Source organism: Paenirhizobium cremeum (genome assembly GCF_047553425.1).
GTDB classification, from domain to species: domain Bacteria; phylum Pseudomonadota; class Alphaproteobacteria; order Rhizobiales; family Rhizobiaceae; genus Allorhizobium; species Allorhizobium cremeum.
Genome location: NZ_CP180218.1, coordinates 62,822 through 86,195, shown reverse-complemented (window position 1 = coordinate 86,195; position 23,374 = coordinate 62,822). Strand labels below are relative to the sequence as shown.

Annotated in this window: 23 protein-coding genes; 8 read left to right on the top strand and 15 right to left on the bottom strand. The window is 62.7% G+C overall.

The window, feature by feature from the left end; translation table 11 throughout:
- Window position 1: 1 nt before the first annotated feature.
- The 5 genes from ACLBKR_RS20685 to ACLBKR_RS20665 are packed head-to-tail and all read right to left on the bottom strand — an operon-like array spanning window position 2 to window position 6,881.
- Window positions 2-1,630 carry an AMP-binding protein gene (locus tag ACLBKR_RS20685; RefSeq protein ID WP_112827025.1) on the bottom strand — a complete coding sequence of 543 codons (1,629 nt, stop codon included), beginning with the start codon at window positions 1,628-1,630 and terminating at the stop codon, window positions 2-4.
- 1 nt (window position 1,631) lies between these two features.
- Window positions 1,632-2,825, bottom strand: a complete 1,194-nt coding sequence (locus tag ACLBKR_RS20680) for an isochorismate synthase (RefSeq protein WP_112827024.1) — start codon at window positions 2,823-2,825, stop codon at window positions 1,632-1,634.
- A 54-nt stretch (window positions 2,826-2,879) separates the two neighbouring features.
- On the bottom strand, window positions 2,880-4,007 hold the full coding sequence (locus ACLBKR_RS20675) for an ABC transporter substrate-binding protein (protein WP_112827023.1): 1,128 nt from the start codon (window positions 4,005-4,007) through the stop codon (window positions 2,880-2,882).
- Between the two features lie 11 nt (window positions 4,008-4,018).
- Window positions 4,019-4,714, bottom strand: coding sequence for an O-methyltransferase (locus ACLBKR_RS20670; RefSeq protein ID WP_244711391.1), 696 nt, complete (start codon window positions 4,712-4,714; stop codon window positions 4,019-4,021).
- Window positions 4,715-4,745: 31 nt separating this feature from the next.
- Complete coding sequence (locus ACLBKR_RS20665; RefSeq protein ID WP_162759194.1) at window positions 4,746-6,881, bottom strand: TonB-dependent siderophore receptor; 2,136 nt, start codon at window positions 6,879-6,881, stop codon at window positions 4,746-4,748.
- Window positions 6,882-7,065: 184 nt separating this feature from the next.
- Between ACLBKR_RS20665 and ACLBKR_RS20660 the strand changes: the two genes are divergently transcribed.
- Window positions 7,066-8,055 carry a helix-turn-helix domain-containing protein gene (locus ACLBKR_RS20660; protein WP_113487085.1) on the top strand — a complete coding sequence of 330 codons (990 nt, stop codon included), beginning with the start codon at window positions 7,066-7,068 and terminating at the stop codon, window positions 8,053-8,055.
- A gap of 254 nt (window positions 8,056-8,309) precedes the next feature.
- On the opposite strand, the gene rnk is transcribed toward ACLBKR_RS20660, so the two are convergent.
- The 4 genes from rnk to glgX form a co-directional block, all read right to left on the bottom strand.
- Window positions 8,310-8,750, bottom strand: a complete 441-nt coding sequence (gene rnk / locus ACLBKR_RS20655; RefSeq protein WP_112827019.1) for a nucleoside diphosphate kinase regulator — start codon at window positions 8,748-8,750, stop codon at window positions 8,310-8,312.
- Between the two features lie 334 nt (window positions 8,751-9,084).
- Window positions 9,085-9,864 carry an SDR family oxidoreductase gene (locus ACLBKR_RS20650; protein WP_113339811.1) on the bottom strand — a complete coding sequence of 260 codons (780 nt, stop codon included), beginning with the start codon at window positions 9,862-9,864 and terminating at the stop codon, window positions 9,085-9,087.
- Window positions 9,865-9,964: 100 nt separating this feature from the next.
- A complete protein-coding gene (locus tag ACLBKR_RS20645) occupies window positions 9,965-10,195 on the bottom strand; it encodes a hypothetical protein (protein ID WP_112827017.1) in 231 nt (76 codons plus the stop codon).
- Between the two features lie 31 nt (window positions 10,196-10,226).
- Window positions 10,227-12,356 carry a glycogen debranching protein GlgX gene (glgX, locus tag ACLBKR_RS20640; protein ID WP_113487087.1) on the bottom strand — a complete coding sequence of 710 codons (2,130 nt, stop codon included), beginning with the start codon at window positions 12,354-12,356 and terminating at the stop codon, window positions 10,227-10,229.
- Between the two features lie 164 nt (window positions 12,357-12,520).
- Here glgX and ACLBKR_RS20635 point away from each other — a divergent pair, with 164 nt between their 5' ends.
- The gene (locus ACLBKR_RS20635; RefSeq protein ID WP_113339809.1) at window positions 12,521-12,808 is read left to right on the top strand and encodes a hypothetical protein; all 288 of its coding nucleotides are present in this window, start codon (window positions 12,521-12,523) and stop codon (window positions 12,806-12,808) included.
- A 30-nt stretch (window positions 12,809-12,838) separates the two neighbouring features.
- Here the strand turns inward: ACLBKR_RS20635 and ACLBKR_RS20630 are convergent, their stop codons facing one another.
- Together ACLBKR_RS20630 and ACLBKR_RS20625 are read right to left on the bottom strand one after the other, a co-directional pair.
- Window positions 12,839-13,189, bottom strand: a complete 351-nt coding sequence (locus ACLBKR_RS20630) for a hypothetical protein (protein WP_113339808.1) — start codon at window positions 13,187-13,189, stop codon at window positions 12,839-12,841.
- A gap of 6 nt (window positions 13,190-13,195) precedes the next feature.
- Window positions 13,196-13,411: a hypothetical protein gene (locus tag ACLBKR_RS20625; RefSeq protein WP_113339807.1), complete on the bottom strand. Its 216-nt coding sequence runs from the start codon at window positions 13,409-13,411 to the stop codon at window positions 13,196-13,198.
- 251 nt (window positions 13,412-13,662) lie between these two features.
- Between ACLBKR_RS20625 and ACLBKR_RS20620 the strand changes: the two genes are divergently transcribed.
- Window positions 13,663-13,962 carry a DUF982 domain-containing protein gene (locus ACLBKR_RS20620; RefSeq protein WP_112827013.1) on the top strand — a complete coding sequence of 100 codons (300 nt, stop codon included), beginning with the start codon at window positions 13,663-13,665 and terminating at the stop codon, window positions 13,960-13,962.
- A 41-nt stretch (window positions 13,963-14,003) separates the two neighbouring features.
- On the opposite strand, the gene ACLBKR_RS20615 is transcribed toward ACLBKR_RS20620, so the two are convergent.
- Complete coding sequence (locus ACLBKR_RS20615) at window positions 14,004-14,207, bottom strand: hypothetical protein (protein WP_112827012.1); 204 nt, start codon at window positions 14,205-14,207, stop codon at window positions 14,004-14,006.
- 777 nt (window positions 14,208-14,984) lie between these two features.
- On the opposite strand from ACLBKR_RS20615, the gene glgA reads away from it, so the two are divergent.
- Together glgA and ACLBKR_RS20605 are read left to right on the top strand one after the other, a co-directional pair.
- Window positions 14,985-16,460 (top strand): glycogen synthase GlgA, encoded by a 1,476-nt coding sequence (gene glgA, locus ACLBKR_RS20610; protein WP_113426408.1) that lies wholly within the window; start codon window positions 14,985-14,987, stop codon window positions 16,458-16,460.
- A gap of 73 nt (window positions 16,461-16,533) precedes the next feature.
- The gene (locus ACLBKR_RS20605; RefSeq protein ID WP_113339929.1) at window positions 16,534-17,391 is read left to right on the top strand and encodes an SDR family oxidoreductase; all 858 of its coding nucleotides are present in this window, start codon (window positions 16,534-16,536) and stop codon (window positions 17,389-17,391) included.
- Window positions 17,392-17,576: 185 nt separating this feature from the next.
- On the opposite strand, the gene ACLBKR_RS20600 is transcribed toward ACLBKR_RS20605, so the two are convergent.
- Window positions 17,577-17,804, bottom strand: a complete 228-nt coding sequence (locus tag ACLBKR_RS20600) for a DUF2934 domain-containing protein (protein ID WP_113426302.1) — start codon at window positions 17,802-17,804, stop codon at window positions 17,577-17,579.
- 165 nt (window positions 17,805-17,969) lie between these two features.
- Between ACLBKR_RS20600 and ACLBKR_RS20595 the strand changes: the two genes are divergently transcribed.
- Window positions 17,970-18,302: a four-helix bundle copper-binding protein gene (locus ACLBKR_RS20595; protein WP_113426301.1), complete on the top strand. Its 333-nt coding sequence runs from the start codon at window positions 17,970-17,972 to the stop codon at window positions 18,300-18,302.
- Window positions 18,303-18,336: 34 nt separating this feature from the next.
- Here ACLBKR_RS20595 and treZ read toward each other — a convergent pair whose 3' ends face one another.
- A complete protein-coding gene (gene treZ / locus ACLBKR_RS20590; RefSeq protein WP_113490167.1) occupies window positions 18,337-20,187 on the bottom strand; it encodes a malto-oligosyltrehalose trehalohydrolase in 1,851 nt (616 codons plus the stop codon).
- Window positions 20,188-20,462: 275 nt separating this feature from the next.
- Window positions 20,463-21,026: an MgtC/SapB family protein gene (locus ACLBKR_RS20585; protein WP_414902001.1), complete on the bottom strand. Its 564-nt coding sequence runs from the start codon at window positions 21,024-21,026 to the stop codon at window positions 20,463-20,465.
- A 448-nt stretch (window positions 21,027-21,474) separates the two neighbouring features.
- Here ACLBKR_RS20585 and ACLBKR_RS20580 point away from each other — a divergent pair, with 448 nt between their 5' ends.
- Together ACLBKR_RS20580 and ACLBKR_RS20575 are read left to right on the top strand one after the other, a co-directional pair.
- Window positions 21,475-22,257 carry a ThuA domain-containing protein gene (locus ACLBKR_RS20580; protein WP_414901999.1) on the top strand — a complete coding sequence of 261 codons (783 nt, stop codon included), beginning with the start codon at window positions 21,475-21,477 and terminating at the stop codon, window positions 22,255-22,257.
- 1 nt (window position 22,258) lies between these two features.
- Complete coding sequence (locus ACLBKR_RS20575) at window positions 22,259-23,311, top strand: Gfo/Idh/MocA family protein (protein ID WP_113448029.1); 1,053 nt, start codon at window positions 22,259-22,261, stop codon at window positions 23,309-23,311.
- Window positions 23,312-23,374 lie beyond the last annotated feature (63 nt).

The following is a 23,374-nucleotide window of genomic DNA, read 5'->3' as shown; positions in this document are numbered from 1 at the left end:
CTTACGCCTCCTCTTTCTCGCGCAGCAGAAGTGCGTCCCGCAGTCGCTGGCGCAGCACCTTGCGGCTCACCTTTCCGACCGCCGTGGTCTCGAAGCTCTCGGCAAAGACGATCTGGTCGGGCACCTTGAACTCCGCGAGCCCGCGCCCCCGGATGAAAGCCTTGAGATCGGCGGTGGCGGGCTTCGGCCCGTTCGGAATGACGAAGGCGCAGCTGCGCTCGCCGAGATAGGGATCGGGGATCGCCACCACCGCCGCATCGAACACGCCCGGATGGGCGAGCAGGTGATCCTCGATCTCCTCGGCGGAAATCTTCTCGCCGGCGCGGTTGATGTGGTCGCCGGCACGGCCTTCGACGACGAGGTATCCCTCGGGCGTCATGCGCACGATGTCGCCGGTCCTGTAGTAACCGTCTTCGGTGAAGGCCCGCTGATTGGCGGAGGGATCGTTGTGATAGGCGCGGATCGTATAGGGTCCGCGGGTGAGGAGGAGACCCCGCTCCCCCGCCGGCACCGGCTGCCCCATGTCATCGACGATCAGGATCTCGTCGTCGGGGCTGATTGGCCGCCCCTGGGTTTCCGTCACCAGATCCTCCGGATCGTCGAGCCGGGTATAATTGACAAGACCTTCGGCCATGCCGAAGACCTGCTGCAGCCTGCATCGAAGCGTCGAGGAGACCCGCCGCGCGGCCTCCGGCGCAAACTTGGCGCCACCGACCTGCAGCACGTCGAGGCTGGATATGTCGAAGGCCGTCCGCCCCGCGGCCTGCATCCAGAGCAACGCCAGCGGCGGTACCAGCCCCGTCATCGTCACCCGCTCCGTCTCTATCCACTGGAACGCCGTCTCGGGGCTCGGCGACGGGCACATGACGATACGCGCGCCGGCATATATCGCGCCGAAGACGCCCGGCGAGCTCATCGGAAAGTTGTGGGCGACCGGCAGGCTGGCCATGAAGACGGTGTCGGGGGTCATCCCGCAGATCTCCGCGCTTGCCCGGAAGCTGTAGATATAGTCGTCGTGCGTGCGCGGGATGAGCTTGGAAAGCCCGGTGCTGCCACCGGAAATCTGCAGGAAGGCGACGCTGTCGGGACGCGGCTCGTCCGGAAGCGCCATTTCACCCGCGGGCAGGTCGTCGAGCCCTTGCAACTCCTCCGCCTCTCCGACCACGAAGACGTGGCGGAGCGCCGTTACCTGCTGTCTAACCTTGCGTGCGAGCTCGCGGTAGTCGAAGCCGCCATGCCGGTCCGCGAGAATGTAGCCGACCGCTTCGGCCCGGCGGAGAAAATGGGTGATCTCCGCCTCCCTGTGCGCCGGAAGCGAAAACACCGGAATGAGGCCGGCGCGGAAGAGGCCGAAAACGACGGAAAGAAAGGCCGCGCAATTCGGCAGTTGCACCACCACCCGGTCTCCGGGCGCAAGGCCCGCGGCGATCAGTCCGCGGGCGATCCGTTCGGCCCGCTCGAACAGTTCGCGGTAAGTCCACCGCCCGTCGGTGCCGACGACGGCGAGGTTTTCCGGATAGGCGGCCGCCGTCCTTCTCAGCACCCCGAACATGGTTTCGCCACGCCAGTAGCCTTTTTCCCGATAGCGGTCGGCAAGATGTTGCGGCCAGGTCTGTCGAAGCGGGAGCATCTCACGCCTCTCCGATCTGCGCGGCGGAAAGGCCGAAGGCTTCCAGCATGGCGGAGAACTTGTGGGCGGTCTCGGCCAGTTCTCCTTCCGGAGTAGAGCCCGGCACGATCCCCGCGCCGGCATAGAGGCGGGCATGCCGGCCCTCGATCTCGGCGCAGCGGATCGAAACATACCAGCGGCCGTCGCCGGAAGAATCGCACCAGCCGACCGCGCCCGCGTAGAAACCGCGGTCGTAGCCCTCGAGATCGCGGATGACCGCATCGGCTTCTCTGCGCGGCATGCCGCAAACCGCCGGCGTCGGATGCAGGAGCGCCGCCAGCTCGATACTCGACGTTCCGATATCCTTCAGCACGCCTTTGATCCGCGTGCCGAGATGCCACATGCTGCGCGTGGCCTTGAGCGTCACCCCCTCCGGCGCGGCGAGCTCCGTGCATAGAGGGGAAAGTACGTCCATGATCTGCTCGACCACCAGCGCATGCTCGCGCCGATCCTTCTCCGAGCGCAGCAGCGTATCGGCCGCTTCGCGGTCGCCGGCAGGGTCGGGTCTGCGCCGTGCCGAGCCTGCGAGCGGGTGGGAGAAGACGCGCGATCCCCGTCGCTCGACAAGGAGTTCGGGCGTCGCCCCGACAAGGAAGCGAGGGGTCCCGTCCCGTGGCGGCAGCGGCGTCGCAAACGTCACGACGGCGTCGTCCGCCGCGAGCCTGGCAATGAGAGCGGGAACGGCGATGTCGTTTCCGACGGTGATCCTGAGGCTGCGCGACAGGACGATCTTGCGCAGGCTGTCAGGCGCCTCGCAAAGCCGAGCAAGCCCGCGGGCGACGGCCGCCGAGAAGGCGTCTGGCGACGGGTCCGCCGTCACCTGCATGCCATGGGCATGGGTCTCGATATGGCCGGCCGGCGCGGCGAATTCGTGGCGTCCCATGACCCGGAGCACCTTTTCCGGATGAAGGAGATGGGTCGATGCCTCGCGGGCATAGGGGATTGCGCCGACCAGAATATCGGGACCGGCCGGATTTTCCTCGAAATGGCGCCGGACGCGGCCTGCCAGATCGGCGATGGCACCGCCCGGCAGCTCCCGCGCGACGCCGTAGGCAAGCAGGGTCTCGTCGCCAGACCGGAGCACGTAGGACGGCCGGTTCGCCGGGAAGACCCGATCTTCGGGCAGTACGTCATTCAAGGTCGACGGATGGACCATAGCGGACTCCTGTGTCTGGGTTTCCTACCGACGAACGCCGTGGCGTCCGGCGGGTCATTTCGTCCAGTAGGTGCCTTCGAGCGGCACAGCGGTGTGGGCGTTTAAAACCTGGAGAGCCTCTGCGGCATCGAATTCGCCAAAGGCCTGCGGATAGCACCATGCGGCGATCAGTTGCATGGCCAGGAGGTCAAAGCCGGGCGCCAGCAATTGCGACGACATGCCGTGGACACGGCCGGATGAGACCGCCGGGAGGCTCGAAAAGCCGGGCCGCGAAAGCAGCCTTGCAAGCGAGGCATTCGTCGTGCCGGTGTCGTAGGACGGGCCGATCAGCAGGCCGTTGCGCTTTTCCATGTAGGGACCGCCAGTCGCGACATAGACTTCCGGGCCGGAAGAGATCACGTGCTCCGCACTCACCTGCCCGAACGGCCGCCCCTTCAGGATGTCGCCGACATTCCGCAGCTTGAGGAGGGCGAGCACCCTGCCAAAGTTTTCCGTTCCCGGAGAATTGCAGCAGGCCTCTGTCTCCGAGGCGTGCGTCTCCATGAAAACGGAGGGCGATCCGGCCGCGGCAACCGCGTCCACGCGCGCCACCAGCCTGGCGATTTCCCCGTCGCGGAAGTCGGCAAAGGCGTCTGCCGTGGTCTCGTTCCCCGTCAACCGGCCGAGCAGGCGAATGCTGTCGCCGGTATGGGCGAGCGGATCGAGCGTGAAGTCCACATAGGCGACGGGTATGCCGAGCGCTTCGAGCTGTGCGATCTGTTCCGGGGCAACGTGTGAATAGAGCGAAAGCACGACCAGATCCGGCTTCGCCGCGACGATTTCCTCCACCGCAAGGTTCTGTTGATTGCTGGCAATCTTCGGCAGCCCGTCGATCTGCGGAAAGCGCGCGCGATAGGTCCGGTAGAGATCTTCGCCGATCCGCGCCACATCGTGCGGCCAGGCCGCGACAAGCGCCGGGGCCTCCTTGCCCGTGAACGAGAGGGCGATGATGATGCGGGGATCATCGACGGCCAGCCTGCGGGCAGGCTGCTCCAGGTGGATTTCGCGACCCTTCAGGTCGGTCGCAACGATCTCGGCCTCTGCGGCGTAAGCCGACAGCAGCGTGAAGAGCATGGCTGCGAGCAATGCGGCCAGACGATGGATCGCTCTCGGCCACACGGCAGCATGTCTCGGTCCGGTCATGGCGACGGCCCTCAGGCGGCCACGCCTGCTACCGCCGCCCGTTCGACGGCGCGCGGTCGCGGGCGAATGAAGGTCATGCCGTCACCGAGCGGCACGAGCGACATGTCCACCCGATCGTCGGACTGGATCTTCAGGTTGAGGTCTCGAAGCGCCACCGTTTCCGGGCGCATATCCTCGGGGTCGGCCACCGAGCGTCCCCAGAACATGTTGTCGAAGCAGATCAGGCCGCCCGGCCGCACGAGCTTCAGGCAAAGCTCGTAATAGGCGTCATAACTTTCCTTGTCGGCATCGATAAAGGCAAAGTCGAAGCCGGCGCCACCCTCCTCCGCCAGTATCCCCTCGAGGGTCTGCGTGGCATCCCCGAGCCGCAGGTCGATGCGGTCGTCGACACCGGCCTCCTGCCAGTAGGATCTCGCGATCGCTGTCCATTCCTCGCTGGCGTCGCAAGCGACGAGCATGCCGTCCTCCGGCAGGACGTCCGCGACGCACAGGGCGCTATATCCGGTAAACGTGCCGATTTCGAGCACACGCCTTGCTCCTATGCTCCGGGCGAGAAGCGCGAGCAACTGTCCGGCGGCGGGGGTGGTCATCATGTGACCTTCGGCAAGCGCCAGCGTCTGCTCCCGCAACCGCCTGAGGAGCGGCGTCTGGCGCGTGCCGCAATCGATGACGTACTGGCGGATCTGCTGGTCCGAGATCTTCGGCATTCTGCTCTCCATTCTCGTTCTTGTTTGCCGCTTACCACTTGTATTTCAGCGTGGCGTATACGGTGCGGGTGCTGCCATAGAAGCATGCGATCGTCGAACTGCAGCTCGACACGTATTCCTTGTTGAAGATGTTGCTCGCGCTCACGTTCAGGCTCAGCCCGGCGAGATCGGGATTGCGGCGGCCAAAATCATAGTCGAGGGCCGCGTCGAACAGCGTGAAGGCGGAGACCTTGAAGCTGTTGGCCTCGTCGCCGTAAGTCGAGCCGACATAACGCACGCCGGCGCCGAGTCCGAGGCCTTCGAACGCTCCGTCCTGGACGCTGTAATGGACCCAGAGCGATGCCGTGTCCTCAGGCACGGCATAGGGACGGTTGCCGACATAGGCAGCCGTCGCGTTCTCGGTCATCTCCGCGTCCATATGGGTATAGGCCGCGGTGACATCCCAGCCGGCGTCGAATGCCAGCTTGGCCTCGAGTTCCACACCCGTCGTCGTCACCTCAGCAACCTGCAGGTAGTAGCCGGAATGAGCGGCATCCGAGGTCGTCATGTTGGACTGCACGAGGCGATAGACCGAGGCCGCGAGATAGCTGTCCGAGCCTTCCGGCTGGTATTTGACGCCAGCTTCGATCTGCCGGCCTTCGACGGGATCGAGGGTAACGCCGCCGGCCGCACTATAGCCGAGCCCGCTTGGCGGCTCGAACGAGGTGGCATAGCTCACATAGGGCGCAATGCCCGAATCGAAGAGATAGGCCGCCCCGACCCTGCCGGTGAAGGCGTCGCCGTCCTGCTCCGCCGAGGTGGTGACGTCGGTTGCGAGCGTCGTCGTGTCGGTCTTTATGTCGTAGCTGTCGTAGCGTCCGCCGAACGTCACGTTGAGCTTGCCGAACTCGATCTGGTCCTGTGCATAAAGGCCGGTCTGGTTCGTCAACTGTCGCGTGTCCGAGGTGAAGGCCGGGACGGCGATCGCCCCGCCATAAACCGGATTGAGGTAATTGATCGACGAGGCCGACCCCGTCCCCATCAACCGGTCGGCATCGGCATATTGATAGTCGAGGCCGAAGAGCAGCGTGTGGGCAAACGGCCCGGTGTCAAAATCGGCCTGGAGCTGGTTGTCGACGACGAAGGTGTCGACATCTTCCTCGAGATGCGAGGCGAGCCGGGTAATCGTGGTGCCGCTCATCGAGCGCGCGCTGAGGCCGATATGCTCGCTATCGACATGCATGTAGCGCAGGTTCTGCCTGAAGGTCAGGGTGTCGTTGAATTCATGCTCGAACTCGTAGCCGAGGCGCGTCGTGCGGCGCTCGAAGCTGTCGAAGTCCGGATCGCCGACGTTGAAGTCGTAGGGAATGTCCGGATAGCTGCCGTTCGCATAGGCGGTGCCGGCCGCCGGCATGCCGGCCGGATAGGCGCTGGCCGGATCGTCGGAATAGTTGAACAGAAAAGTGAGGCTGGTGCCCTCCTCCGGTTTGACCATGAGCGAGGGAGAGACCGAGAGCCGCTTCGAGGTCACGTCTTCCATATTGGTCTCGTTGTAGCGGCCAGAGGCCGTCAGCCGGTAGAAGAAGACGTCGCTTCCGGCGACGGGACCGCTGAGATCGAGCGTTCCCTTGACATAACGGTCGGTGCCGACCGTCAGCCCGGTCTCGTGATAGGGCTCCTCGGTCGGATGTTTCGAGACGAGATTGACGAAGCCTCCGGGCGCGATCTGTCCGTAGAGCACCGAGGACGGCCCGCGCACGACGTCGATGCGCTCGACGTCGAAGAGCTCGACGGTCGGCTGCGAGAAGGAAAGCCCGCGCTGCAGGCGCAGGCCGTCGAGATAGCCGATGAAATTCTGGTAGTTGGCCATACCCATGCCGCGCACGGGCACGATGTCGTAGCGGTCGTTGTTGCGGATGTCGGGCGTGACGCCCGGCGTGTAACGCAGGGCCTGAGCCGCCGTCACGGCACCCTGCTGTTCGAACTGCGCCTTCGTCACCACCGAGACCGCCTGCGGCGTCTTGATGAGGGGCGTGCCCGTCTTCGTCGCGGAGCGCGCGCTCTTGGCGAAGAAGGTATCGCCGCTTTTGTCTGTCTGGTCCCCATCCTGGGTGACCACGATTTCCTTGAGAACGGTCGAATCCTGAGCCGCCGCCGCACATGCGGCCAGAACTGCCAGAATGCTCACCGATCCGCTGAACGCAGTTTGCACAACCCGAACTTTCACAAGGCCCCCGCGATTTTCGAATTAATATGATTGCATTACTCATGTTTTCTATATAGCAAGGACCTGTGCCGACCAATGCCGAGGTCTTTTGCGCACCGCAAAATTTCTTTTGCGAATTCGAAACCCATCCTTCCTGGAGGGCGTCATGGGAGACATCATCCGGGCCGGCGACTTCATCGACCGCGTGCGGCGGCAAAATCGAACCATCTCGATGGTCGAAAACGACCCCGGAACCGATTCCTCGATCATGCGCGGGCGGTTCTTCGACATCGAGCTTCGGCGCGGGCTCAGCGTGCACGTCTCGGACGTCGTCAGTCTCTGCGACCTGACCGCCGAAACCGAAATCAGGCCTCACCTGTCGATCAAATTCTTCTTCGAGGGAAAGGTCGATGCTGAGATCGGCAACCGGCGCCTGCCTTCTCCGCAGCGGGTGCCGCCCTCCTCGCGCTGGATCCCGGCGGCCTGCATGCTCGCCAATCGCCAGGGGGAACGTTTCCGCAATCACACCAGCGTCGGCAACCACATCCGCAAGCTGAAGATCAGGATCGAGCCGGAATGGCTGGCGGCCGGCGACATGTTCGCGGATTGCACCGCCGGCGCGATCGAGCGCTTTGCCCGTTCCGAGTTCGAACTGCTGTCATGGCAACCGACGCCCGCGCTCCTGAAACTGGCCAACCGAATCATGTCGCCGCCCGAAGAGGAAACGTGCCTCCGCCGCCTCTTCCTCGAAGCCCAGACCCTCACCGTCATTCACGAGTGCTTCAAGCTGCTTGCCGGCAGCAATGCGGCCATTGCAGCGCCGTCTTCGGCGCTGCGGGCATCGGAAGAAAGAAAACTCGACGAGGCGGAAGACTATATTCTCGGCTGCACGGGCCGGCTGCCGTCCGCCGAGGAGATCGCCGCCCATCTGTCGGTCGGCGTCAACACGCTGCACCGCTTGATCCGGCTCGGTCGAGGCACTGCCACGGCAAGCTTCGTTCGCACGACGAAGCTCAGGCAGGCTCGGCTCGCCATCGAGAGCGAAGGCATGCAGATCGCCCGCGCTGCCTATCTCGCCGGCTATTCGAGCCCCGCGAATTTCTCCACCGCCTTCCGGCGCGAATTCGGCGTTCCGCCGAAAGCCTTGCGCGGCTAGAGCAATTCCAGCAAAAGTGGGAACCGGTTTCGCGTCCGGAATTGCGTGAAACCAAAGAGATAGAGCATTGGAGGCGATTCCGTTTTCGCCGGAAATGCTCTAGTCCTCCGCCAAAACGCGCGAACGGTCTTGGGGAACGCTTTCCCCCGTTTCCCCCGCTTCGTTCCGGTTCAAGCAGAGACGCGCGCCCTCACGTATCGACGCGCGGCGGGGATGCGATAAAGGATCAGCCTCAGGCAGCGGACGGACCCGGATCATCGTGCCACCGCGTGAACGGCTTTCACAAAGCTCGGCTCCAAGGGGCCCACCTGTTCGACATGGAGGCGATGGACACGACCGTCCCGCGCCGTCCAGTCGATGGACTGGCCGGCGGACAGACCGATCAGCGCCGCACCGATAGGCGTGAGGATGGAAATCCTGCCGGCGGCGATATCCGCTTCGCCCGGAAACACCAGCGTGACAGTGCGGTCTTCACCAAGATCGCTGGTAAAGCGGAGGGTGGAACCCATACGCACCACATCGCGGCCGATCTTGTCATCCTGCACGATGCGGGCACGGTCGAGTTCCGCCAGCAGTTCCTCGGAGACTTCGGGATTGCGCGAAGCGTGGGCCTCCGCCAGACGCGACAGCCTCTCGTAGTCAGACCTGGTGACGATGATAGCAGGTTTGCGATGCAGCTTCTTTTCGGGAGCCATTGTTCATTGTCCTGTACAAAAACGCAGCAGGACGCTGGGCGCGCCGCTGTCATTCGAAAATTTTCAAGGGATTGTCGCTTCGTAGCTCAGATTCCCGACTGACGGGAAGCTACCGATGCCCCACGACCGGGTCGCGACGCGACCGGGCCGGGGGTCACATGCCTGCGATAAGGCACACCCGTTGAAGGGCTATATGGAAGCGCTCGGTCGACATGCCCCAAACATGGGTGCGACAGGGGTGGAAGTCAAGCAAGGCTGTCCCGGGCGCTATACCGCCCCAGGCGACGAGCCGCGCCAATTGCGACCTCACCGCACAACGCGACCTCGCTATGCTTCAGCGTAGAAGCCCCTGTCCGCCGTCCACCCATATCGGAGTGCCGGTGATGTGGCGCGCGCCCTCGCCCGCAAGGAAGGCGATGACGTCCGCGACATCCTCCGCCCTGCCGGGGCGTCCCCCGGTGATCGGAACCTGTCCCTCCGGCCATATCACCGGTATCGCGGTTTCGTCTTCGCCGCGCAGCGCGGTATTGTCGTTGATGTTCGTATCGATCTCGCCGGGGCAGACCGCGTTGATGCGTATTTTATGCCTTGCGAGTTCCAGCGCCAGCTGCTGCACCATCGCCATCTGACCCGCCTTCGTCGCGGAATAGGCGGTCGCGCCGGGTGTGGTGAATGTCCGCGTGCCGTTGATCGAGGAAATCACGACGACCGAGCCGCCGCCAGCCGCCTTCAGATAGGGCACGCTATGATGAAGGGTGAGATAGGTTCCGCGCAGATTGACAGCCATGGTCTGGTCCCACTCATGGGGCTGCAGATCCTCTATCGGCGCCCAGGTGCCGTTGATACCGGCATTGGCCACCACCACGTCCAGCCGCCCGAACCTCTCTGCGACCTGGGAAACCGCAAGCCGCATCTCCTCGTCTATGGAAATGTCGGCCACGACGTCAAAGGCACTGGCGCCCTCTTCCGTCAGTTCCCTGGCGACGGCCAGAATCTCCTGCCGGTTTCGACCCAGCGCGGCAACGGCGAAGCCGTCGCGGGAGAGGCGCCGGGCGGCGGCCCTGCCGATGCCCGATCCGGCTCCCGTCACCAATGCCACCTTGCCAGCCTCCATGCCTTTTCTCCCGGTTTGTTCGACAGCCGAACGGGGACCTTCTCCCCGCCAAGGCGTGTACAGGTCTTTCAGAGCCGTTGCGGCCTTTGCCCGACATGCCTCAGGTCTGCAGGATACCGCCCATCCCCAGCACGTGTTTCGCCATATGGTTTCCCGCCGTCTGGACCCTGAAAACGATCTTGCCCTTGAGGCGAAGCTCACGGGCCCTCCTCATCCGCAGCGCCTCCACCGCCAGATGGCAGCTTGGATAGGTATCGTGCTGCACGCCGTCGATGAGCATCGCCCAGCCGTTCTCGTCGGCGACGATCTCGTAAAATTCCTCGCGTTCCATGGCGCCCTCCCTGACAAGCAACAAACGTTTGCTAACCCGTCCGGGTTCCTGCCTCCGCTTCGATTTTCCGGTCGGGCGAACGGAAGAGGGCCAGACTTCGCGGCCAAAGCTTGAAGCCCGTTCCGGCGCGGGCAAGAACGGGCTCTTCGGGAAAAAGCGCGTCCGTGGAGAACGCCAGCTGCCAGCTCTCGCCCCGGACCGGCGGAATGACGAAATCCACCGGGGCATCGCTCGGATTGAAGAGGATGAGGACATCCGGCCAGGCCCCCTCGGCGGCATCGAGATCATCTCGATGGAGATGAACGCCGAGCGTCATGCCGAAGCTTTCCTGCCAATGCTCCGGCAGTTGCTCCCCTCCTCCCGCATTGACCCAGGTAATGGCTGTGCCGTCGCGCCAGTCGTCGCGACGAAGCAGGGGCTGTGCCCGGCGCATGGCGATCAATCGACTTACGGCCTCGGTCAATCGCTTGCCCGAGGCGGGCATCTCCTCCCAATGCAGCCAGCTCAGCTCATTGTCCTGGCAGTAGGCGTTGTTGTTCCCCATCTGGCTGCGGCCGAACTCGTCGCCGGCCGGAAACATCGGCGTGCCGTGAGACAATAGCAGCGTGGCCATGAAGTTCAGCCTCTGGCGTTCGCGCACGGCGTTTATCGACTCGTCGTCCGTCGGGCCTTCGGCACCGTAATTATAGCTGCGATTGTCATTGTGACCGTCGTTGTTGTTTTCGCCGTTCGCCTCGTTGTGCTTGCCGTCATAGGAAACGAGGTCGTGCAGCGTGAAGCCATCATGCGCGGTGATGAAATTGACGCTCGCCCAGATACGCCGGCCCCGCTGGTTGTAGAGATCGCCGGAGCCGAGCACGCGGGTGGCGAAGTCGGGGGCTGTATGAGGAGTGTTTTTCCAGTAGTCCCGAAGCGTATCGCGATACTTGTCGTTCCACTCCGCCCAGCCAGGCGGGAAGCCCCCGACCTGGTAACCGCCCGGACCGATATCCCATGGCTCGCCCACGAGCTTCACCCGGGACAGCACGGGATCCTGGGTCACGGCATCGAAAAATCCGCCGCGCTGGTCGAAGCCCTCGGGCTCCCGGCCCAGGATGGTTCCGAGATCGAAGCGAAAGCCATCGACATGCAGGCATTCGACCCAGTACCGCAGCGAGTCCATCACCATCTGCAGCACACGGGGATGGGAGGTGTTCAGCGTATTCCCGGTGCCGGTATCGTTGATGTAATAGCGGTGCTCGCTGGGCAGGGTGCGATAATAGGAGAAATTGTCGATTCCCCTAAACGACAGTGTCGGCCCAAGCTCATTGCCTTCCGCTGTATGATTGTAGACCACATCCAGAATGACCTCGATATTGGCATCGTGGAATGCCCGTACCATGTCCCGGAAACCCGCAAGGCCACGCGGACCGTAATAGCGCGGAGCCAGCGAAAAGAAGCCGAGCGTGTTGTAGCCCCAATAGTTCCGCAGCCCCTTGTCCAGGAGATAGGATTCGTCGGGAAAGGCATGGACCGGAAGCAGTTCGACCGAGGTAACGCCGAGGCTTTTGACATAATCGACCACGGCGTCATGGGCCATTCCTTCGAAGGTACCGCGCAGTTCGGGCGGCACGGCCGGATGAAGCTGGGTAAAGCCCTTCACATGCGTCTCGTAGAAGATCGTCTGTGACCAGGGAATGTTCGGCTTCCTGTCTCCCGCCCATGTCCAGCCGGAGGGATCGATCACCCGGCATTTCGGCATTCCCGCTGCATTGTCGCGTTTGTCGAAGCTGAGGTCCTTGTCCGGGCTTTCGGTATCGTAACCGAAATGCGCGGCCGACCAGGCGATATCCCCAACAAGCTCCCGCGCATAGGGATCGAGCAGGAGCTTGTTGGGATTGAACCGATGGCCGCCGGCCGGGTCATAAGATCCGTGCACCCGGAAGCCATAAAGGGCATCCGGTTTCAGTCCCGGCACATAGCCATGCCAGATTTCGTGGGTGTATTCGGGCAGGTCCAGCCGCTGGACCTCGTGCTGACCTGTTTCGTCGAACAGGCAGAGTTCCACGCGCTCGGCATGGGCCGAAAAAAGGGCGAAATTCACGCCCTCTCCATCGAAATTCGCGCCGAGCGTTTCCCAGTTTCCGGCGACGATGTGTCTGGAAGTCGTTTCGTTGTTCATGCGGCACACGCTCCTTCGGGGACAACCGCAACAAGAAGACCTCACCGAGGGATTGGTTCCCCGTCGATCGATGGCGCCGGCGTTGCGGCGACCGAAAGGGAACCCGAAACTTTGCCGATGTGTTGGACAGCAAAGATCGAAATCACCGAGAACAGGAGGTTTCCATGAGCAGCACCACCGCCGCCACTGGCCATGACGAGATCCGCAAATGTGCGGGGAACCGGCTCGCATTTCTTCGCCAGGACAAAACGGAAAACGGCAAGACCGGTCGCTTCAAGAAATTCATCGAACGCCAGAGGCCGCCCCCGTTGCCGATCGTCTGGGCTGAGTGCGGCCTTTCCCTGTCGCGCATAGAGAAATGGGGTCTCGGCAGACCGGATGTCTCGCTCGTCGAGACGCGGCCACCTTCTCCCGCCGGATTCTTCAGGCTGGTGAGACCCAGGCTCGATTGAGGCTCCCGCGCGCAAGCGCCGTTCAGCGGGTCAACCCGCGATGGGCCCGTGAGCCGGACGATGTCCGGCAGCAATCACCCCGCGACGCATGTCACCGGCCAGAACACCGCGAGGGCCTTCCGGGGAAAACCGACCGCTATCATCGCGAATGACTGTGAAGAGCTTCTCATTGCGAAATGCCGAAGCCATATCGGTCTGCACACCCTCGGCCGGCTTTGCGTTCACATCCGGAAAGTCAAGCTCGGCCTCCTGCGCAACGATCCTGGCGTCGCCGCTGGAGTGGGCGCGGACCACGATTTCCTCCTGATAGGGATTGTTCTGCCAACGAGGATCGCCGACGGGCGCGGAAGGAACCAGACGGTAGATGTTCAATTCGGACATGGCGTGTCACTCCCCGTGCTCTGCAGGATCGTGGTTGATGTCCCAGTCCTTCGGCGGGCGTTTGGTACCCGGCGGCCATTTATGGACGGTTGCATCCTCGGAGCCGGTAATAACTGTAGGCTTGGCGCTCGCGACGCCATCGTTTTTGCCTCCGGCCTGGGCCGGTGCGAACTGGCCCTCGATGTCCTTCCGCTTCTGCTTCGCATGCGTATTGCTGGTCATGGAGCGTCTCCTTTCCTCGATGAAAGAAACGGAAAGAAGGACGCGAAGGTTCCCCTCTGGACTGGATGGCCGAAAAGAGCGGGATTGCCCGAACCATTCCGCGCCAGCCGTGGCGCGAGACGGTTCCGCGGCGATCGCATGCGCGGGCCTGAAGGTGAACCCCGGAATCGCGGCGCGCGTGACGTGAATGGTAAGGAACAATCAGCGCATTCCTCCGTTATGTGCCGACAGGGAGGCGCGAGGATCAGGAAATGCAGACCAGAAACGCCACGTGGTCATCATGGGTCACAGTCAGATTTCAGCAAAACGACGTTAGAACGCTCGCCTCGCCGCAGGAGGCACTGGAGCTGTTGGAAAAGGCATGGCCTCTGCCCGGCGGGCCTCAACACCGCAGCGCCGTCAATGCGTGCAGGGGGGCTCTCGGCAAGATGACCCCGCTCGCCATAGCGCGGGAGAGCTTTCTTTCAGCCTGTGGGGAGGCCGGAATGGCATGCGCCGTCAGAGCGGCAAGTCCTCCCGTCTACAGAACGCATCATGATCTCTTGCTTTGAACGGCAAGGTAAAAAGCAGGAAAGCGCAAAGTCCTCAGCCTTCAGTTCCTGAGCATGGCGAGGAGCATTTCCTCGTCGCGAATGCCATGCTGGTATAGGTCCATGAGCTGGACCGCGGCTTCCTTCGCGGCATCGCTGTCCGCAGGCAGATTGAAGCGGGCGCAGGCGCGGTCGAAAATTCCCTGGACCCGAGCGAGTTCGTCCGGGCTTAGACTCCCGCTTTTCCGAAAGAATGTGTCCGACATCTGCCTGAACCCGATGACGTAGTTTGCGCATACTGCGCCAGGGTTTCCTTCCCGTCAAATTCCCTCATCCGTCGGCAGCAACACTTCTGGTCAAGCGTCGTCAAGCCGAATGCCGAAACCTCACCGGGCAGCGGCAGACAAGGCCGACAAGCGCGGGGGATATGACGATGGATTCCGAATTGCAGCACGCAATCGATGTCGGCCGAGCGGCCCATGCGGGTCAAGCTGGCCGACCTCTACGACAATCTCATGCAGGTGGCACGCGCCGGCGGAGAGCCGGAAATCGCCGGCGATATCTCTCCTGCCGGTCCATCGTCCCGGCGCTCCATCCGCTCCCGGCCGCCAGTTCCCGCGGGGGCGCCCACGGCTGCCTCAAAATTCGGAACAAAGCGATTTCGGCTTCGTTGTGTTGTCAGGTTTTCCGGGGAGGATGTCTTGGTCGCCAAAGCCGTCAGACCGTCGATTTCAGCACTAAAGCCCTTTCGATGGTCATCCGCCAACGTCCAGGCATCTCCTTCGCCGCAAATCGATTTCGAAGCAATTCATGACCTCGCATTGACAAAACGGCGCGCATAAAGCGCGGCGCCGGCAACACGGCCGCGCGGCTAACGCGTGCGCCTTTCGCTTTTCGACAGGGATGACAGAGAGAACGGCAGGATGGCGTCGCTTGAGAACCTCATGACAATGGAAATGCCGAGCCGCGCCGGAAAACGGGCCGTGGCAACCGACGTTACGGCGCGGACCGCGAGGAGCGGTAAAGTAAACACTCCGGATCGCATTCGCGTGCTGTCTTCCGCATCAGAGGTCTTTCCCCTCGTCAAGACGGGCGGCATGGCGGATGTGGTGGGGGCCCTGCCCAAGGCGCTGTCGCCACACGGGGTCGAAACACGAACGCTTATCCCCGGCTATCCCGGCGTACTTGCCGCTTGCCGGGATCTCGTCTCCGTTCTCGATCTTCCCCTGCTTGGAGAAGACGCCCGGGTGCTGCAAGGTCGCCACGAAGGCCTTGACCTTCTGATCCTCGATTGTCCGGCACTCTACCGTCGCGGCGGTGGGCCCTATCTCGACGAGAGCGGCACGGACCATCACGACAACTGGAAGCGCTTTGCCGCCCTCTCGCTGGCAACGGCCCGGATCGCCGCCGACGGCATCGAAGGCTGGCGTCCGGACATCACGCATCTGCACGACTGGCAGACGGCGCTTGCCATCTGTTACATGCGCAGCATGGGATTGGCCGTTCCAGCCGTTCTCACCATTCACAATCTCGCCTTTCAGGGACAATTCTCCACCGAGGTGTTCCATGCTCTCGGCCTGCCGGCCTCCCTTCTGGATGTAAACTGCCTCGAATACTACGGCGACATCAGCTTCCTGAAGGGCGGGATAGCCCTTAGCGATGCCGTGACGACCGTCTCGCCGACCTATGCCCGCGAAATCATGACCGAGGGGCTCGGCATGGGGATGGAGGGTATCCTTTTCACGCGCAAGGAAGCCTTGCGCGGCATCCTCAACGGCATCGACCAGACAATTTGGGACCCCGCGCAGGATCCCCATATTCCGGCAGGCTACGACACGCGCACGCTTGCAAGGCGCCGGGAAAACCGGCGCACGGTCGAACGACAATTCGGGCTGATCGAAAACGACCGCCCGATCGTCTCCGTGGTCAGCCGCCTGACCTGGCAGAAGGGCATAGACCTCTTGGCGCCCGTCGTTCCCGGCATCGTCGACCGCGGCGCGAAACTCGTCATCTTCGGGGAGGGCGATCCCGCCATCGCCTATCCGCTCCTGGAACAGGCACGGCAATATCCCGGCCAGGTGGTCATGCATATCGGATACAGCGAGCCCGGGGCCCACCTGCTGCATGCCGGCAGCGACATCATCCTCCAACCCTCCCGTTTCGAACCCTGCGGACTGACCCAGCTCTATGCGTTGCGATATGGGGCGATCCCCGTGGTCGCGCGAACGGGCGGGCTGGCAGAAACGATCATCGATGCGAACGAAGCGGCGATGGAGGCCCGGGTCGCCACCGGTTTTCAGTTCCAGCCGGGATCGATCGAAGACCTCTATCATGCGCTCGACAGGGCGCTGGCCGCCTTCGACCGTCCCGTATTCTGGCGGCGGCTGCAGTCGCAGGCGATGAAGGCGGATTTCGGCTGGGGCCGCAGCGCAGGACGATATGCAGAGCTCTACCGGGAGCTCGTCACCGCAAATACGAACCGTATTTCCACTGGCGCGCTCGACCGGGGTTCCCTCTGAAAAACCAAAAGCTTGCCGGAACTTCCGGGGCCGGTTTGCGGTTTGAACATCTATGAAACGGAAGGAGCATCCGATGACCAATTATCCCACGCCTCCCTTTTCGCCGCAGCAGCAACCGATGCCAGGGACGACGGCCGCCATGGACCCCATGCCGGATCACGGCGAGAAAAGCTATCGGGGGGCCGGCAGGCTGCGCGGCCTGCGCGCGGTCATAACCGGCGGCGACAGCGGCATCGGCCGGGCCGTCGCAATCGCCTATGCCCGCGAAGGCGCCGATCTTCTGATCTCCTATTTGAACGAGCATGAGGATGCGGAGGAAACGGCGAAATGGGTGCGGGATGCCGGCCGAAAATGCGTCACGGTCCCCGGCGACATCCAGTCTTCGGCCCATTGCCGGGACATCGTCGAACGCGCGGTTCGGGAACTCGGCGGGCTCGACATTCTCGTCAACAATGCCGCGCATCAGGCTTCGTTTTCCGATATCGGCGAGATTTCGGACGAGGAGTGGGAACTGACCTTCCGGGTCAATCTCCATGCGATGTTCTACCTCGCCAAGGCGGCGGTTCCCCATATGAAGGCTGGAGGCGCCATCATCAATACGGCCTCGATCAATTCCGACGCCCCCAATCCGTCGCTGCTCGCTTATGCAACGAGCAAAGGCGCGATCCAGAACTTCACCGCTGGCCTCGCGCAGATGCTTGCGAACCGGGAAATCCGGGTCAATGCCGTGGCGCCCGGTCCGATCTGGACACCGCTCATACCATCGACCCTGCCGGAAAAGGCGGTTCGCGACTTCGGGCTTCAGGTTCCGATGAAGCGGCCCGGCCAGCCGGCGGAGCTTCAAACCGCCTATGTCATGCTCGCCGATCCGTTCTCGAGCTTTCTGTCCGGCGCCACGATCGCCGTGACCGGCGGCAAGCCGATCCTTTAGAAAAGCCCTGCCATGGCGTCGCGGCGATGCGCCGCTCGCCGGCACGACAAGCCGGGAACGCGAGCGGAAGACCGAACCGGCGTTCCGGATAAAGCGCCTTCAGCCGGAGTGTACAGGCTGAAGACGCTCTTCCTGCCCATCGCGGCCCAGGCCGCCGCATGGAAAATCGTCCCGGGGCGACGTCTTCAGGCTGTTTTGGACGGACGGACCGACCTGGACTTCACTTTCGGGGCGGCTGCGCTTGCGCCTGCGTCATCCGCCTGTTCGCCGGCCTCAGAGATGGCCGACGCCTGCTCAAGCTCCGCGCTGGCGTCGTGCCAGTGCCGTTCGTGATGGCCGTCGATCCGCCCCTCCGCCTCCCACAACTCGTAGGCACGCTGGCGAATCCGTTCTTCCCTGCTCCGCTCGTCCATGTGGTTTCTCCCGATGTTCAAAACGAGTGTCTAACTCGCGCCCCGGCGGAGAGTTCCAGTATCCCTCCCCTTCCCCGGATTATTTGCGCCGCATGGAGAGGCAAAAGGGAACGGTTCCGCATCCATGCCGTTAGGTCACGCAACCAACTGACGGAGGAAAACCTCGTGAAACATATTTCACCCGAGATGAAAACCTGCATCGATCATTGTCTGGCGTGCTACCGCGAGTGCCTTTCGACAGCGATGGGGCATTGCCTGGAAACCGGCGGCAGGCATACCGAACCGTCCCATTTCCGTTTGATATCCGCCTGCGCGGAAATATGCCGCACGGCCGCCCATTTCATGCTGATCGGTTCGCAGCACCACAGGCATGTCTGCCGCGAATGCGCGGAAATCTGCGAGGAATGCGCTCGCGACTGCGAAGCGATCGGCGATATGCAGAGCTGCGTGGACGCATGCCGCCGCTGCGCCGAGAGCTGCCGGAAAATGGCTGCATAATTATCCCGCAACGAGACAGTGGCGAGTCCGGCGGCTATTGCGGCTGGAGCCTCGCCGCGGCAAAGACGACGGTATAGCCGGGCAGACGGCAATCCCGCGTGCCGATGTCGACCGAAAGATCGGCGGGATATCGATGGAAAACATTCCCGGTCACCGGCGCGCAGGACAGCAGATCCCCGGTCAGGTTCGCCCGCAGTTCAATCCGGCAATCCCCCGCTGTCCAGTCGATGGCGACGACACCGTCGACCGCGTCCAGACTTCGCCCCGAAACCTCTGCGAAGCCTTCGATGAAGGGCCAGATCAGGAGCCTGCGTTTCTGCAGGAGATCCGCAATGAACTTTCGGTGACGCCGCCCGTCCTCGCTGTCCGCCTCTTCCCAGACCAGCTTCGACATCCGGAATGTCGCCGAAAGATTGGGATCCGGCACGTCGCGATCCCTTATCTCCTGGAAATTCGCCGCCTCGCGCAGCCTGTTGTCCCTTTCGGCCGCATGGTTCTCCTCGGGATGATCGCAGAAAAAGCAGAACGGCTGGCGGGAACCGAATTCGTCGCCCATGAACATCAGGGGAATCTGCGGGCTGAGGAAGAGGATCGCCGACAGGGCGTCGACCAGCTGGCCGTCTGCCAGGCTGCGCAGTCTGTCTCCCTTGAGACGATTGCCCACCTGATCGTGGTTCTGCAGGAAATTGACGAAGGAGATCGGCGGAAGATGCCCACTCGGCTCGCCGCTCGGCCGTCCCTTGTATGACGGCCGGGGCTCCCCCTGATAGACGAAACCCTCCGCGAGCGCCCTTCGCATCCTGTTCCAGCGGTCGTCGGCAAAGTCCGCGAAATGGCCAATCGTTTCGCCCGTCGCGATGACATGGGCGACATGGTGAAAGTCGTCGTTCCACTCCGCCCGGTAGAGCGGGCCACGTCCCTCCGAATCCTCCAGGGGTCCGGTGACGTTGCGCGGATCCTCGATGACGAGATGGACAAGTCGATCGGGAAACTCCTGCCGCACCCTTTCGCCGATCTCGTCGAGGAGCGGTTTCCTGTCTCCCGCCCCGGCCAGATAATCCGCCGCATCGAACCTCAGTCCATCGAAGAAGAACTCTTCGAGCCAGTATAGCGCATTCTGGACGACGAATTCCCGTGCTTCCGGCAGATCGAAATTAAGCGAAGGGCCCCAGGGTGTCCCGCCTTCCTTAAAAAACGCGGGAGCATAAAGCGGCATGTAATTTCCGAACACGCCGAGATGATTGTACACCACATCGAGGAAGACCATCATTCCAAGGCCGTGCGCATAATCGATCAGTCGCTTCAGATCGTCCGGGGGACCGTAATCGGGATGGGGAGCGTAGAGAAGCACGCCGTCATAGCCCCAGCCCCGCGCCCCGCTGAAGGCAGCCAGAGGCATGATTTCGATGGCGGTGATCCCGATTTCCGCGAGGTCCTTGAGCTTGCCGATTGCCGCCTCGTAGGTTCCCTCCGGCGTAAAAGCCCCCACATGCAATTCGTAGATGACCGCCTCGTGCCAGGGACGGCCCCGCCACTCGGCATTCTGCCAGGTAAACGATGTCGGATCGACGATCAGCGAGGGACCGTGAACATCCCGCTGCTGTTGTCGCGAGGCGGGATCGGGAACCATCCGCCCGTCCGGCAGAATGAACTGATAGGGATCGCCGACCGAAACCCCGTCCGCCCATAATTCATACCAGCCGTCCCCCGTCGGGGACATCGGCGCATCGTTGCCATGGAGCTTCAGCCCGACCTCCTCCACCTTTGGGGCCCATAACCGGAACCGCACCTGACCGGTGCCGACGAACTCGGCGCCCCATTTGCGAAACAGGAGCCGTTCCGTGGACCCCGTGAGCGAAGTGTTGCTGGCCGGGATTTCGTTCATTGCCGCCTCCGCAATCGTCTGCAAGGCTTGAACTCCGTAACCGGCACAGCGGTTCCGCCGCAGCTATTTTCCTCCCGATGCGGGTCTCCGGGCGAACGCGGCCCGACATTGCAAGCTTCCGCTCTCACTGAGAGACGCTGTGACGGATTTCGATCCCGGCGAACCTTCAAATTCAAAGCGCAGGAAAGACGACAGGACGACGAGAGATGACCTGACCTCAGATCCATCGGCTTGTTTTCGAAGATGTCGTGTTCTGCCCGCCCACGTGGGAAGCGTCACGGAAAAGGATGCGGGTCCTTGCCTGTCTGCTTGCCCTGGTCGGAAGACGTGTCCCCGCCTTCCCGAAATTTCAGGCCTACCTCCAGACGGCGGAGAAGCCAGAGAACGATGACGGCGAAGACGGTGGTGACGACCGCGATCTGCCAGAGGCCGAGCCCGGCAGCCAGACCGATTGTGCCGGCAAGCCACATGCCGGCGCCGGTGGTCAGCCCTTTCACCTCACCGCGGGCAAAAACGATGGTGCCCGCAGCCAGAAAGGCCACCCCGCTGGTCAGGCTTTCAATCAGGCGCAGCGGATCGATCCTGATCGCATCCGACTGGAAGGTCGAAAGATAGGTTATCTCTATGCCCGAAATCGCCAGCGCCGCGGCGGAAAGGCAGATGAGGATATGGGTGCGCAATCCCGCCGGCCGCTGCTGCCACTCCCGTTCGATACCGACGACGGCACCGCAAATCAGGGCAATCAGAAGGCGCAGCGTCACCGCCCCCATGGAGAGATGGGTTTCGTGGGCGAAATCGGCGAGGATCGTTTCCATGGTCTCCACAACGTCCGTGGCCACGCCTTGTTCCTGCCTTGCCGAAAAACGGCCGGAGCGCTTCCGGGGATGGGCCCGCCGCCCACGGCAAGCGAGCATTCGGCGGACGCCGCCGGAACCAAAGCGGTTTCAGGCTGTTATCTTGGCCAGATATCCACGCTCTCGGAAGGAGACATACATGACGAGGAGGCTGCCTGCCGCGCCTGCGGCGACTGTCGCGCCGGCCGGGGCGGTCCGGACACAAGGTCCATGTCGCGACGATGCCGCCGTCCGATCGTGAGCGATTTGCCTGCCAGCGACCGGCCAATGCGGAGCAACCCCAGTGAACCCAGGCCGGCACCCCGGCACAGATCCTCCTGCCCACGGTTTCGATAAAGACCGAAAGGCGCTGCGTCGCAGCGTCCTGGCGAGCGTGGCTTCAACGGCTCTCGCCCTCGAAGCCGGGCAATCAGCAAACCGGAGACCAGTGACGATGATTAGAACAATCGTGTGGGGCGAAAACATTCACGAACACCTCAACGAGACGGTCGGCCGCATCTATCCTGACGGCATGCACACGACGATTGCGGAAGCGCTCCGGCGCGACGAGGCGATTGCCGCATCGACGGCAACCCTTCAGGAGCCTGAACACGGACTGCCTGCCCACCGTCTCGACGAAACGGATGTCCTGATCTGGTGGGGACACCGGGATCATGGAGCCGTATCGGACGAGGTGGTGGAGCAGATTGCGCGCCGCGTTTATGAAGGAATGGGCCTCATCGTTCTTCATTCCGGCCATTTCTGCAAACCCTTCAAGCGGCTGATGGGCACGCCGTGCGCACTGAGATGGCGCGAGGCCGGAGAGCGGGAACGCATATGGACCGTCAATCCCGGACACCCCATCGCCTCCGGCATTCCCGACAATTTCGTGCTGGAGAACGAGGAGATGTATGGCGAGTTCTTTTCTGTCCCGGAACCGCTGGAGACCGTCTTCATTTCCTGGTTCGCCGGCGGAGAGGTGTTTCGCTCCGGCCTCACCTGGCGGCGCGGGGCCGGCAACATCTTCTACTTCCGTCCCGGACACGAAACCTATCCGACCTTTCATGACGCAACCGTACAGAAGGTAATCCGCAACGCGGTTCACTGGGCCTGCAATCCCCAGCCCGCGCCGATCCAATGCCACGAGGCGCCCAACGTGCCGGTCGACAGCGCACCCGAACCCATTTCCGAACGAGGCCCGAAGTTGCACCAGGCCGGCGAGGCAGGGTATCGCTGACATGGAACCCGTTCGTCTTCTGGTTCTTGGAACAGGCGGCATGGCCGACAGGCATGCCATGAACTTCTCGACCATTCCCGGTGTCAAGCTGGTCGGCGCCGTCGATATCGACCTTGCGAAGGTGCGTGCCTTCGCAGTCCGCCACGGCATTGCGAACAGCTTCACCTCCCTTGAAGAAGCCATCGAATGGGGACAGTTCGACGCTGCCACCAACGTCACGCCCGACCGCGTGCATTATCCGACGACGCTTCGGCTCCTGAAGGCCGGCAAGCACGTGATGTGTGAGAAGCCGCTTGCCGAAACATATGCGCAGGCCTCCGAAATGGCGGCTGCGGCGGAGGCTTCGAGTCTGGTCAACATGGTCAACCTGACTTACCGCAATGTCGCGCAGGTTCAAAAAGCGCGGCAGATGGTGCTTGCGGGCGAGATCGGGACGGTCCGGCATATCGAGGCGTCCTATCTGCAAAGCTGGCTTGTATCGAGGGCCTGGGGCGACTGGTCGACCGAAACCCAGTGGCTCTGGCGGCTTTCGACCAAACACGGCTCCAACGGCGTCCTGGGCGATGTCGGCATTCATATTCTCGACTTCGCAGCCTATGGCGCCGCAACCGATATCGACCACATCTTTGCCCGGTTAAAAACCTATGAAAAGGCGCCCGGCAACCGTATCGGGGAATATGAACTCGACGCCAATGACAGTTTCACCATGACGGCGGAATTCGCCAACGGTGCGATTGGCGTCATTCACGCGAGCCGCTGGGCAACGGGGCATCTGAACGAACTCAGGCTGCGCATGCATGGCGACAAGGGGGCGCTTGAGGTGATCCACAGGGTGGATGCCTCCAGGCTTAGGGCCTGCCTGCAGGAAGACGTGGAACTTGCCGTCTGGCGGGAGATCGACGTCGATCCCGTTGCGACGAATTATGAGAAGTTCGTCGCTGCGATCCGAGACGGCAGAGTGCAGGAGCCGAGTTTCCGCCATGCCGCCGAACTCCAGAAGGTCCTCGACCTCGCCATGCTGGCGGAGATCGAACGCCGTGAACTGCCGCTTTGACCGGAGCCACGGCTTTGCGAGAAAGACCGTGGGATCTCAAACGCTGTGAAATCGCATTCCCAA